The following is a 12,264-nucleotide window of genomic DNA, read 5'->3' as shown; positions in this document are numbered from 1 at the left end:
TGCAAGACATTCACTCATTTGCACCAATACGAAGTCTTAAGCCGTGGCCAAACCGCCGAAAGAGAACTCCCCCATCACCGAGCACCTCGCCTACCTGCTGGCGCAAGCCAACCGGGAGATCAACCGCCAGCTTGAGCTGCGATTGAGCAAGGAGGGCGTACCGGTCGAGCAGTGGCGCATCCTCAAAGTCCTGTCCGACGGCGACGGTCATTCGATGGGCGAACTCGCGGATGCCGTGCTGCTCAACCATCCGACGTTGACCAAGATGATCGACCGCATGGTCTCCGACGCGCTGGTCTATCGCGTGCAGGACCCGAACGACCGCCGCAAGGTCCTGATGTTCATCTCCGACCGCGGCAAGGTGCTGTGCAAGAAGCTCAACTCGCTCGCGGTCGACCAGGAGGAGCACATCGTCGAGAGCTACGGCGACAAGTCGACGAGCGAATTGAAGCGGCTGCTGGAGAGTCTGATCGATAGCTCGAATTGAGCGGTTCGTGCAGATGTCGTGGCTTGATGATGTGGACCAAGCTGCGCACCACACACGCGATCGTCATCGCCCGCGAAAGTGGGCGATCCAGTATCCCAGAGACGGTTGTGGTTGAGCGGAGGAGCCGCGGCGTACTGGGTCGCCCGGTCAAGCCGGGCGACGACAGTGGAGAGTGAGGCGAGAGCGTCGCGTCTCAGAGGTCACGCGGCGCACCTCAGTCCTCACGCATACCGGCCGTGGCAGTGCTTGTACTTCTTGCCGCTGCCGCAGGGGCAGTCCTCGTTGCGGCCGACCTTACCCCAGGATGCGGGGTTCTTCGGATCGCGCTGCGCGGCGTTGGCCTGGGGGGCCAGCGTCACGTTGGCGAAGGCCATCTCGTCCTCGCCGGTATCAGGATTGAGCTTGTGCGCTTCCATCGCCGGAATGACCGGCGCTTCCTGCTCCGGCGGGATGATCTCGACGCGCATGAGCTGCGCTGTGACGGCCTCGCGCAAGTGCGCGCTCATCTCCTGGAAGAGATTGAATGCCTCGGTCTTGTACTCCTGCAACGGATCGCGCTGGCCGTAACCGCGGAGGCCAATGACCTGGCGCAGATGGTCGAGCATGATGAGGTGCTCGCGCCAGAGATGATCGAGCGTCTGCAGCAAAATGGTCTTCTCGACGTAACGCATCACGTCGGGACCCCACTGCGCGACCTTGGCCGCCATGTGCTCGTCGGCGCGGTTCTCGATGCGCGTGAGCAGCTCCTCGTCGGCGATGCCCTCTTCCTTGGCCCAGTCGTCGACCGGCAGATCGAGATCGAGCACGCGCTTCAGCTCTTCCTTGAGGCCTGCGACGTCCCACTGCTCGGCATAAACATGCTCGGGCACGTGCTTGGCGACGAGGTCGTCGATGAAGGCATGGCGCATGTCGGCGATGGTCTCGGCGACGTTCTCGTCCTTCATCAGATCGACGCGCTGATCGAAGATCACCTTGCGCTGGTCGTTCTGGACGTTGTCGAACTTGAGCAAGTTCTTGCGGATGTCGAAGTTGCGCGCCTCGACCTTCTGCTGCGCCTTCTCGAGCGCCTTGTTGATCCAGGGATGGATGATGGCCTCGCCCTCTTTCAGGCCGAGCCGCTGCAGCATGCTGTCGAGACGATCCGAGCCGAAGATGCGCATCAAATCGTCTTCCAGCGACAGGAAGAATTTTGAACGACCGGGGTCGCCCTGACGGCCGGAGCGGCCGCGGAGCTGGTTGTCGATGCGGCGGGACTCGTGACGCTCGGAGCCGATGATGTAGAGGCCGCCGGGCTTCTTCACGGTCTTGGCGGGCTTACCGCCCTTCGCCGGCTCGATCTCGACGGTCTCCTCGGCCTTGAGCACGATGTCGCGGAAATGCTCGATGTCGGCCTTGATCTGCTCGATCTTTTTGGCCTTCTCGGCCTCGTCCTCGATCCCTGCGGTCTCCTGCTGGATACGCATCTCCAGGGAGCCGCCGAGCTTGATGTCGGTGCCGCGTCCCGCCATGTTGGTCGCGATCGTGATCGCGCCGGGAACGCCGGCTTCCGCAACGATATAGGCTTCCTGCTCGTGGAAGCGCGCATTCAGCACCGCAAACAGCTTTGCCGGCTTGCCAGCGCGGGCGGCGGCGTAGAGCTTCTCCAGCGCGCTCTCTTTACCGAAATCGATCTGCTTGTAGCCGTTCTGCTTCAAAAACTCGGCGAGCACTTCCGACTTCTCGATGGACGCCGTGCCGACCAGCACCGGCTGCAGGCGCGCATTGGCGCGCTCGATCTCGGCGAGGATGGCGACGTATTTTTCCTTCTGCGTGCGGTAGACCTCGTCGTCTTCGTCGAGACGCGCGACCGGCAGGTTGGTCGGGATCTCCACGACCTCGAGCTTGTAGATGTCGAACAATTCGTCGGCTTCGGTCGCCGCCGTGCCGGTCATGCCCGCCAGCTTCTCGTACATGCGGAAATAGTTCTGGAAGGTGATCGAGGCGAGCGTCTGGTTCTCTGGCTGAACCGCGACATGCTCCTTGGCCTCGAGCGCCTGGTGCAGGCCTTCCGAATAACGACGGCCCGGCATCATGCGTCCGGTGAATTCGTCGATGATCACGACCTCGCCTTCGCGGACGATGTAGTCCTTGTCGCGTGTGAACAGCGTGTGGGCGCGCAGCGCCTGGTTAACATGGTGCACGACAGAGACGTTCTCGACGTCGTAGAGCGACTCGCCCTTGAGCTGGCCGGCATCGCGCAGCAGCGTCTCCAGCTTCTCCATGCCGCCTTCGGTCAAGGTCACCGTGCGCTGCTTCTCGTCGACCTCGTAGTCCGTGACCTTCTCCAGCTTCGGCATGAAGGTGTCGATGGTGTTGTAGAAGTCGGAACGATCGTCGAGCGGGCCGGAGATGATCAGCGGGGTGCGGGCTTCATCGATGAGAATGGAGTCCACCTCGTCGACGATCGCGTAGTAATGCGGCCGCTGGACCATGTCCTCGAGCCGGTACTTCATGTTGTCGCGCAAATAGTCGAAGCCGTACTCGTTGTTGGTGCCGTAGGTGATGTCGCAGGCATAGGCCGCCTTGCGCTCGGTATCGTCGAGCCCGTGCACGATCACGCCGGTGGTCATGCCGAGGAAGCCGTAAATCTGGCCCATCCAGGCGGAGTCGCGGCGGGCGAGGTAGTCGTTGACGGTGACGACGTGGACGCCCTTGCCGGCGAGCGCGTTGAGGTAGACCGCCAGCGTTGCGACCAGCGTCTTGCCTTCACCGGTCTTCATCTCGGCGATGTCGCCCTCATGCAGCACGATGCCGCCGATGAGCTGGACGTCGAAATGGCGCTGGCCGAGCGTGCGCTTGGCCGCCTCGCGCACGGTGGCGAAGGCCGGGACCAGGAGGTCGTCCAGCGTCTTGCCGCTTGCGATCTGCTGCTTGAATTCGGCGGTGCGGGCCTTGAGGGCTTCGTCCGAGAGTTTTGAAAGTTCCGGCTCGAGCGCGTTGATCGCGTTGACGCGGGATTGGTATCCCTTCACCCGCCGGTCGTTGGCGGAGCCGAAAAACTTGCGGGCGAGCGCGCCGATCATGCCAAATTCCTGTGTTCGCGAATACCGCGTTGCAGCCAAGAGGTTGTCACCAACTTGCCTATCAACTCACCGTGACGCCTCGCGGCCAAGACCCCGTTCCGGGGTCATCCGCCATATGGGTGGGAATTGAGCAAATCTGGGTTCAACGGCCAAAAACGCAGCAAAATAAACGCTATCGCCATGGACGCGACCGGCCAGAGATATGGCCCGGTCTGAGCCTTGTCAACGGCGGCCGGCTTTCCGGTAATTCATCATTTTGACAGGTTTTTCGCGTTGCCAAGGCACCCCGATTGGGCGAGTGTCCGCCCCGCCCAAATACCCCCTTCAGGATAAGGATTTTCCATGACCACCTCGTTCCCGGTAACGAAAACCGGCCTGCGCTTCGGCCTTGCCACCGCCCTTGCGGGCTGCCTTGCGCTGGCGCTGATCGCGGGTCCCGGCCGGGCTGCCGACGACCCGGTCCTGGCCAAGGTCAATGGCGTGGAGATCAAGAAGAGCGACGTCGCGCTCGCCGAGGAGGAACTGGGCCCCTCGCTGGCGCAGATGGACCCGGCGACCAAGGACGAGAACGTGCTGGCCTTCCTGATCGACATGAAGATCGTCGCCAAGGCCGCCGAGGACAAGAAGATCGCCGACAATGAGGAGTTCAAGAAGCGCCTGGCGTTCGCCCGCAACCGGCTTCTGATGGACAGCCTGCTCGCCCAGGAAGGCAAGTCGGCGACCACCCCCGACGCCATGAAGAAGGTCTATGAGGAGGCCTCCAAGCAGATCACCGGCGAGCAGGAGGTGCGCGCCCGCCACATCCTGGTCGAGACCGAGGACGAGGCCAAGGCCGTGAAGGCCGAGCTCGACAAGGGCGCCGATTTCGCCGAGCTCGCCAAGAAGAAGTCCAAGGATCCGGGCTCCGCCGACGGCGGCGACCTCGGCTTCTTCACCAAGGAGCAGATGGTGCCGGAATTCTCGGCGGTCGCCTTCGCGCTGGAGCCGGGCAAGATCTCCGACCCCGTGAAGTCGCAGTTCGGCTGGCACATCATCAAGGTCGAGGAAAAGCGCAGCCGCAAGGCGCCGGATTTCGACCAGGTCAAGGCCCAGATCGAGAACTACGTCACCCGCAAGGCCCAGGCCGACTATGTCGCGAAGCTGCGCACTGAAGCCAAGGTCGAGCGGCTCGACCAGCCGGCTGCCGACGCGGCCAAGCCGGCCGACGCGGCGAAGCCGGCTGACAAGCCGGCCGACAACAAGATGGCGCCGCCAGCGAAGAAGTAAGAATTCGCTGTCACTTCGCTGACGCCAATAGTATCTAAGCATCGTGATGCCCGGCCTCGTGCCGGGCATCTGCTTATCTGGATTTGCTTCCCAAAAGGCGCCCCCGCGATGTCCTCCTCCGTCTCCCCGCTTGCCCCGAAACATGTTCCCGACATGCCCGTCATCGCGGGCGTCAGGTTGGCAACGGCCGAGGCCGGCATCCGCTACAAGAACCGCACCGACGTGCTGCTCGCGCTTCTGGACAAGGGCACCGCGGTCGCCGGCGTCTTCACCAAGTCGAAATGCCCGTCCGCGCCGGTGGAATGGTGCCGCGCCAAGCTGAAAGGCGGCAAGGCGCGCGCGCTGGTGGTCAATTCCGGCAATGCCAATGCTTTCACCGGCAAGACCGGCCGGGCGTCGACGGCGCTGACCGCCAAGATCGCGGCCAAGGCGGTCGGCTGTAGCGAAAGCGAGATTTTCCTGGCCTCGACCGGCGTCATCGGCGAACCGCTGGATGCGACCAAGTTCGACGGCGTGCTCGCCCGCCTCGCCGAGAGCGCCGCGCCCGCCGACTGGCTGGGTGCCGCCAAGGCGATCATGACCACCGACACCTTCCCGAAGGTCGCAACCAGAACCGTGAAGCTCGGCAAGGCCAAGGTCACCATCAACGGGATGGCCAAGGGCGCCGGCATGATCGCACCCGATATGGCGACCATGCTGTCGTTCATCTTCACGGACGCGCCGATCGCGCCCGCCGCGCTGCAGGCGCTGCTCAAGAGCGGCGTCGAGGACACCTTTAACGCGGTGACGATCGACGGCGACACCTCGACCTCGGACACGCTGCTGGCTTTCGCGACCGGCGCTGCCGCCGAGCACGGCGCGCCCAGAATCAGCCGCCCTAGCGACCCGCGCCTGAAGGCCTTCATCAAGGCGTTCAACGAGGTGCTGGCCAACCTCGCCGAGCAGGTCGCCCGCGACGGCGAAGGCGCGCGCAAGCTGGTCGAGATCACCGTGGAAGGCGCCAAGACCAAGGCGTCGGCGCGCAAGATCGCGATGTCGATCGCGAACTCGCCGCTGGTGAAGACGGCGATCGCCGGCGAGGACGCCAATTGGGGCCGCGTGGTCATGGCGGTCGGCAAGGCCGGCGAGCCCGCCGATCGCGACAAGCTGTCGATCTCCTTCAACGGTATCCGCGTTGCGAAAAGCGGCGCGCGCGACCCGTCCTATGATGAAGCGCAGGTGTCGGAGGCAATGAAGGCGCCGGAGATCGCGATCAAGGTCTCGCTCGGCCTCGGCAAGGGCCGCGACCGCGTGCTGACCTGCGACCTCACCAAGGAATATGTCGCGATCAACGGCGACTATCGATCGTAAGTTCAGGCATGGCCGAACTCAAACTGACATTGGTGGTGGCCTGCGCGCTTGTTGACGCCGACAAGCGCGTCCTGATCGCGCAGCGCCCCGAGGGCAAGACGCTTGCCGGCCTCTGGGAGTTTCCCGGCGGCAAGCTCGAGCCTGGCGAGCGGCCGGAGCAGAGCCTCATTCGCGAGCTTCATGAGGAGCTCGGAATCACCGTCAGCGAGCCGTGCCTGGCGCCGCTCACCTTCGCAAGCCATGCCTACGAGACGTTCCACCTGTTGATGCCGCTCTACATCTGCCGGCGCTGGGAAGGCATGGTGACCGCGCGCGAAGGCCAGACCCTCGCCTGGGTCCGCGCCAACAAGCTGCGCGACTATCCGATGCCGCCGGCGGACATTCCGCTGATACCGCATCTGATCGATCTGCTGATGTGAGGATGCTCATGCCCCGGACGCAGCGCAGCGCTCTTGCGGTGCGCTGCAGAGCCGGGGCCCAGAGGGCACTGGCTGGGTCCCGGCTCTGCGCAGCAGCGCAAGGGCGCTGCAGCGCGTCCGGGACACGCTAGACTAGTCGCGCTTAACCTTCCTGACCGCCTCCGCAAGGCTCGCCTTGGCCGAGCCGGGCTTGAGCGGCTGCTGCTGGCTCGCATGCGGCGCCCAGCCGGAGAGCCAGACGATGTCGAACGTTGCGCGGATGCGACCGTCGGGATCCGCAAACCGCGCGGCATAGATCTCGGCCATCCGCAGCATGGTCGCGCGCGGTGTCGGCGTCCGCCGCCGCTCGACCAGCACGTTGGCTGCGCCCATGCGCCGCAAATCCTGCATCAGCGCGAAGGCATTCGCGTAGCGCACGACGATTCGATCGACATCGGTCACCGGAAGCGCAAAGCCCGCCCGCTGCAACAATGCGCCGATGTCGCGCAGATCAGCGAACGGCGCGACACGCGGCGACACTCCGCCCTCGCATTCGGCCTCGGCCGCGGCAAAGGCCTGGCGCAGCTCGGTCAGGCTGTCGCCGCCGACCATCGCGGCGAGCAAGAGACCGTCGGGCTTCAACGCCCGACGGATTTGCGCGAGCACACCCGGCAAATCGTTGACGAATTGCAGGGCCAGCGCAGACGCCACGAGATCGAGGCTTTCCGGCGCCAGGGGCAGCTTCTCCTCGCCCGCCGCATCGAGCTCGATCCGCTGCGCGTTGCCGAAGCGTGAGCGCAGCGCCGCCAGGCCCTCGCCGGGGGTCCAGAGATCGGCAACAGCGCCGAAGTCGCGCATCACCGCCGCCAGCCGGTCGGCCATGTCCTCGTCGACGCGGTCGAGCAGGAAGCTGACCGGCCCCTGCGCGCGCACACGGGACTGCCGCATATGCAGAAGCGCGCGATCGAACAGGGCGGGCGGGATTTGCGGGTTTTGCGCCATGCCGCTGGTTACGCCGATTACGATGTTTCTGGCAATCTTCTCCCTCGTGTCCCGGACGCGCTGCAGCGCTCTTTGCGCTGCTGCGCTGATCCGGGACCCACGCTTCCGAGTGCACGCTTTAGGCCCGGCTCGGCAGCGCACCGCCATAGCGCGTCGAAGACGCGCGTAAACGCGCTTATGGCGCTGCGCTGCGTCCGGGGCAAGAGACCGGAGCGCGGCTTGAGCCCTCTGCGGCGTAGCGCTAGCCTCTCGCCCATGGAATCCGCCAGCGCCCCCAACCGTTCCATATCCGCATCTCTACGCGCCACATGGACGGCCGGGCACCGCATGCTGTCGCGCGCGGCTAGGCTCGCGCTCGATATCGCGCTGCCGACCCTGTGCGTGTCCTGCCGCGAGCCGGTCGATGGCGAGGGCGTCTGTGCGGCCTGCTGGGCAAAACTGTCGTTCATCGCCCCGCCCTACTGTCCGCGGCTCGGCATCCCCTTTGTCTATGATCCCGGCCCCGAGATGCTGTCGATGGAGGCGATTGCGAGCCCGCCCGCCTATCATCGGGCGCGCGCCGCGGTGCGCTATGACGACGTCGCGCGCACGCTGGTACATTCGCTGAAATACCAGGACCGCACCGACCTTGCGCCGGCCATGGGCCGCTGGATGGCGCGCGCGGGGCGCGAGCTGCTCGGCGAGGCCGACACGCTGGTCCCGGTGCCGCTGCATTGGCGGCGGGCCTGGCGCCGCCGCTACAACCAGTCGGGCGCGCTGGCCCGCGTGATCGAGCGCCAGACCGGGGTCAAGGTGAAAGGCGACATCCTGCGCCGGATCCGCGCCACCGAGCAGCAGATCGGGCTGTCGCGCGCCCAGCGCGCCACCAATGTGCAGGGCGCATTCCAGGTATCTGCCGACCACCAGGCCGAGGTGCAGGGCCGGCGTATTGTCCTCATAGATGACGTCTTGACTTCCGGCGCGACGCTGGATGCCTGCGCCCGGGCCTTGCTCCGCGCCAAGGCAGCGCACGTCGACGCACTGGTCTTTGCCCGGGTTGTGGAGACCGGGTCACGTCCCATATAATTCGATCAATTCATGAATTGAGAGCATCAGGCGAGATGAGCATTGCTGTCGAGATCTATACGAGGCCGGGCTGCGGCTATTGTTCCGCGGCCAGGTCGCTGTTGGCCCGCAAGAAGGCCGCCTTCACCGAGTTCGACATCGCCAAGAACCCGTCGTGGCGCCAGGAGATGTATGACCGTGCGGGCGAGGGCTCGACATTCCCGCAAATCTGGATCGGCGAGAAGCATGTCGGCGGTTGCGACGAGCTCTATTCGCTCGATCGCGAAGGCAAGCTCGATGCGCTGCTCGAAAGCGTCAAGGCCGTCTCATGAGCCAGAATCAGGATCGTACCTTCACCGCCGCCATGGTGCAGATGCGCACCGGCCTTCTGCCTGAACCGAGCTTCGAGCAGGCAAGCAAGCTGATTCGAAAGGCGGCGGCGAACGGCGCGAATTACGTGCAGACGCCCGAAGTCAGCAACATGATGCAGCTGAACCGCAAGGCGCTGTTCGATCACCTCGCCAGCGAAGAGGACGACAAGTCGCTGAAAGCCTATCGCGCGCTCGCCGCCGAATTGAAGATCCATCTGCATATCGGCTCGCTGGCGCTACGCTACTCGCCGGAGAAGGCGGTCAACCGCTCCTTCCTGATCGGCCCCGACGGCAATCTGCTGGCGAGCTACGACAAGATCCACATGTTCGACATCGAGCTGCCGGACGGCGAGAGCTATCGCGAATCCGCCAACTACCAGCCGGGCGAGACTGCTGTCATCTCCGACCTGCCCTGGGGCCGTGTCGGGCTCACGATCTGCTACGACGTGCGCTTCCCCGCGCTCTATCGCGCGCTGGCAGAGGCTGGCGCGTCGTTCATCACCGTACCCTCCGCCTTCACCCGCAAGACCGGCGAAGCGCATTGGCATGTGCTGCTCCGCTCGCGCGCGATCGAGACCGGGTGCTTCGTATTTGCCGCGGCGCAGGCCGGCCTGCACGAGAACAAGCGCGAGACCTATGGTCACTCCTTGATCATCGATCCCTGGGGCGAAATCCTCGCCGAAGGCAATGTCGAGCCAGGCATCATCATGGCCAAGATCGATCCGGCCAAGGTCGACACCGCGCGAAAGGCGATTCCATCGCTGCAACACGGCCGCCGCTTCGGCGTCGCCGATCCGAAGGCCGGCCCTGATCATCTGCATCTGGTGCGGGGATCGGCATGATCCGCTATGCCCTCCGCTGCGAGCGGGACCACGCGTTCGAAAGCTGGTTCCAGAGCTCGTCGGCTTACGACCAGCAGGTCAAGCGCAAGCTCGTGACCTGCCCGATCTGCGGCTCGGCCAAGGTCGACAAGGCGATCATGGCGCCACGCATCGTCGGCAAGAAGGGCCGCGAGCGCGCTCCCGAGCCAACCCCGGCACCCGCGCCCGCGACCGAGGTCACGCCGCAGCAGCCGGCCTCGCTGATGATGGCGCAGGAGCGCGAGCTGCGCACCAAGCTGAAGGAATTGCGCGACCACATCGTGAAGCATGCCGACAATGTCGGCGAGCGCTTCCCGAATGAAGCCCGCGCCATGCATTACGGCGACAAGGAGCACCGCCCGATCTACGGCGAGGCCTCGCCCGATGAAGCCAAGGCGCTGATCGATGAAGGCATCGAGGTGTCGCCGCTGCCGGTGCTGCCGGAAGACCGGAACTAGGCACCGACCAGTATCGCCACGCCGACCACGATCAGCACGATCCCAAAGATTTCGCGCGGCGAAACCGGCTGCTTGAACGAGTAGTAGGCTACGCCCTGCGCGAACAGCACCTCGATCAGTGCGAGCGTGCGGACATTGGCCGCGGCGGTCAGCGCGAAGGACAGGAACCAGAATTGCGAGGCGAAGGCGCCCATGAAACCGGCGAGCAGCGACGGCTTCCAGAGGCCGAGGATGGCACGCAGGATCTTGGGTGCGCGCCAGAGCAGGTAGACCGTCAGGATCAGCGTCTGCACGAACAGGCCCAGCACCAGCGTGAACGAGGACGCCGTCACGAAGGAGACGCCGGGCACCGCGATGATCGCGCCGCGGAAGCCGACGGCTGACAGCGCGAACGCCGCCGCGGCAACGAGGCCGATGATGGTCGGCTTCAATTCGGCAAAACTCTTCTCGCCGCCGGGACGCAGCGCGGTGATGACGACGCCGACGGTCGCGATCACGATTGCCAGCACCTTGAGCCAGGTCAGGTGATCACCGAGGAAGACGAAGCCGAAGATCGCGGTCTGGATCGCTTCGGTCTTCAGGTAAGCCGTCGTCACCACGAACGACCGATCGTTCATGGCGAGCAGCATCAATCCGGTGGCGACGATCTGGCTGAGCGCCCCTAACAGCAGCCACGGCCAGAACACGGACGGCGGCGCGCTCAGATGATCGCCCGAGACGACCAGCACGACGGCCAGGAAAAGCACCGAGAACGGAAAGCCGAACAGGAAGCGGATGTTGGTCGCGCCCCAGGTGCCCAGCGGCTTCGTCAGCGACCGCTGCATCGCGTTGCGCGCCACCTGCCCGAGTGCGGCAATGACGGTGAAGGGAATCCAAAGGCTGGTGATGGTGAACATGGGCGGGGGAATGGCTGGGAATGCAGTAATCGTAGCCCAAACTGCCGAGACCGACTCAAGAGGTCAATTGGGCTCACGTCATAGGAGCGATGCTCCTGCTACAAACTTCGTCGTCGTCCTGGACAAGCGAAGCGCAGATCCAGGACCCATTACCCCAGGGAGTAGTTTGGCGAAGACTCGTGGTTACCAGCGCGCCACAACCTCTCCCTGGGGTTATGGGTCCTGGCCTTCGCCAGGACGACACCTTTAGTGCTGTTGCAGCGAGACCCTCAAAGCCAGCATGCCCGCTCACACCATCCCTTCCGCCACGACCATGTAGTTCACGTCCATGTCGGACGAGAGGCTCCATCTGTCGGCGAAGGGCGAGTAGACGACGCCGGTCTGCTCGGTGATGACGAGGCGGTTGTCGAGCAGATATTTGGCGAGTTCGTCGGGGGTGACGAACTTGTTCCACTCATGGGTGCCGCGCGGCAGCCAGCGCAGCACGTATTCGGCGCCGACGATGGCGAGCGCAAAGCTCTTCCAGTTGCGGTTCAGCGTCGAGACCACCATCAGCCCGTTCGGCTTCAGCATGGCGGCGCAGCGGCTCAGGAAGACGCCGACGTCGGTGACGTGCTCCACCACCTCCATCGCCAGCACGATGTCGAAGCGCTCGCGCGGATCGACCTCCTCGACCGTGGTGCAGCGATAGTCGATCGACAGATGCCCCTTGTCGGCATGCAGCTTTGCAGCCGCGATGTTGCTTGCCGAAGGATCGATGCCGATGACCTGCGCCCCGAGCCGCGACAGCGGCTCGCAGAGCAGCCCCGCACCGCAGCCGATGTCGAGCACGCGCAGACCTCCGAGGCAGTTGAGGCTGCGCACGTTGCGCTCGAACTTGCGGCAGGCGGCGTCGCGGATATAGCCGAGCCGCAGCGGATTGATCTTGTGCAGCGGGGCCATCTTGCCGTTGGGGTCCCACCACTCGGCGGAGAGCTTTGAGAACTTGGCGACCTCGCCGGCGTCGACGGTCGAGGACTGGCTAACAATCGTGGTGGCGGAACTATTCTGCTGCATGCTCATGAAAACGC

The 12,264-nt window shown here is 64.6% G+C and carries 12 protein-coding genes; 8 read left to right on the top strand and 4 right to left on the bottom strand.

Translation table 11 applies throughout. From position 1 onward, the window contains the following. Positions 1–43 precede the first annotated feature (43 nt). Complete coding sequence (locus YUU_RS0120375) at positions 44–487, top strand: MarR family winged helix-turn-helix transcriptional regulator (RefSeq protein WP_027524066.1); 444 nt, start codon at positions 44–46, stop codon at positions 485–487. Positions 488–708: 221 nt separating this feature from the next. Here the strand turns inward: YUU_RS0120375 and secA are convergent, their stop codons facing one another. Next, positions 709–3,549: a preprotein translocase subunit SecA gene (secA, locus tag YUU_RS0120370; RefSeq protein ID WP_027524065.1), complete on the bottom strand. Its 2,841-nt coding sequence runs from the start codon at positions 3,547–3,549 to the stop codon at positions 709–711. Between the two features lie 342 nt (positions 3,550–3,891). Between secA and YUU_RS0120365 the strand changes: the two genes are divergently transcribed. The 3 genes from YUU_RS0120365 to YUU_RS0120355 all read left to right on the top strand — a co-directional run bounded on the left by YUU_RS0120365 (position 3,892) and on the right by YUU_RS0120355 (position 6,584). Beyond that, the gene (locus YUU_RS0120365; protein ID WP_027524064.1) at positions 3,892–4,815 is read left to right on the top strand and encodes a peptidylprolyl isomerase; all 924 of its coding nucleotides are present in this window, start codon (positions 3,892–3,894) and stop codon (positions 4,813–4,815) included. Positions 4,816–4,923: 108 nt separating this feature from the next. After that, positions 4,924–6,165: a bifunctional glutamate N-acetyltransferase/amino-acid acetyltransferase ArgJ gene (argJ, locus tag YUU_RS0120360; protein ID WP_027524063.1), complete on the top strand. Its 1,242-nt coding sequence runs from the start codon at positions 4,924–4,926 to the stop codon at positions 6,163–6,165. An 8-nt stretch (positions 6,166–6,173) separates the two neighbouring features. After that, complete coding sequence (locus tag YUU_RS0120355; protein ID WP_027524062.1) at positions 6,174–6,584, top strand: (deoxy)nucleoside triphosphate pyrophosphohydrolase; 411 nt, start codon at positions 6,174–6,176, stop codon at positions 6,582–6,584. 132 nt (positions 6,585–6,716) lie between these two features. Here YUU_RS0120355 and YUU_RS0120350 read toward each other — a convergent pair whose 3' ends face one another. Next, positions 6,717–7,565: a methyltransferase domain-containing protein gene (locus tag YUU_RS0120350; RefSeq protein ID WP_027524061.1), complete on the bottom strand. Its 849-nt coding sequence runs from the start codon at positions 7,563–7,565 to the stop codon at positions 6,717–6,719. A gap of 255 nt (positions 7,566–7,820) precedes the next feature. On the opposite strand from YUU_RS0120350, the gene YUU_RS0120345 reads away from it, so the two are divergent. The 4 genes from YUU_RS0120345 to YUU_RS0120330 are packed head-to-tail and all read left to right on the top strand — an operon-like array spanning position 7,821 to position 10,298. Next, a complete protein-coding gene (locus tag YUU_RS0120345) occupies positions 7,821–8,630 on the top strand; it encodes a ComF family protein (RefSeq protein ID WP_027524060.1) in 810 nt (269 codons plus the stop codon). Positions 8,631–8,665: 35 nt separating this feature from the next. Next, positions 8,666–8,941 (top strand): glutaredoxin 3, encoded by a 276-nt coding sequence (gene grxC / locus YUU_RS0120340; protein WP_027524059.1) that lies wholly within the window; start codon positions 8,666–8,668, stop codon positions 8,939–8,941. Then, a complete protein-coding gene (locus YUU_RS0120335) occupies positions 8,938–9,822 on the top strand; it encodes a carbon-nitrogen hydrolase family protein (protein ID WP_027524058.1) in 885 nt (294 codons plus the stop codon). Before grxC ends, YUU_RS0120335 begins: the two co-directional genes overlap by 4 nt. Beyond that, the gene (locus tag YUU_RS0120330; RefSeq protein ID WP_027524057.1) at positions 9,819–10,298 is read left to right on the top strand and encodes a DUF1178 family protein; all 480 of its coding nucleotides are present in this window, start codon (positions 9,819–9,821) and stop codon (positions 10,296–10,298) included. The genes YUU_RS0120335 and YUU_RS0120330 overlap by 4 nt, the downstream gene beginning before the upstream one ends. On the opposite strand, the gene YUU_RS0120325 is transcribed toward YUU_RS0120330, so the two are convergent. Together YUU_RS0120325 and ubiG are read right to left on the bottom strand one after the other, a co-directional pair. Then, positions 10,295–11,194, bottom strand: a complete 900-nt coding sequence (locus YUU_RS0120325; RefSeq protein ID WP_027524056.1) for an EamA family transporter — start codon at positions 11,192–11,194, stop codon at positions 10,295–10,297. The two genes, YUU_RS0120330 and YUU_RS0120325, sit on opposite strands and share 4 nt — an antisense overlap. A gap of 288 nt (positions 11,195–11,482) precedes the next feature. Then, a complete protein-coding gene (ubiG, locus tag YUU_RS0120320) occupies positions 11,483–12,256 on the bottom strand; it encodes a bifunctional 2-polyprenyl-6-hydroxyphenol methylase/3-demethylubiquinol 3-O-methyltransferase UbiG (RefSeq protein WP_027524055.1) in 774 nt (257 codons plus the stop codon). Positions 12,257–12,264 lie beyond the last annotated feature (8 nt).

The sequence above is a fragment of the Bradyrhizobium sp. Ec3.3 genome (assembly GCF_000472925.1).
Taxonomy (GTDB): Bacteria; Pseudomonadota; Alphaproteobacteria; order Rhizobiales; family Xanthobacteraceae; genus Bradyrhizobium.
Note: the sequence above shows the minus strand (reverse complement) of the source record. Positions and strands in the feature narration are given on the sequence as shown.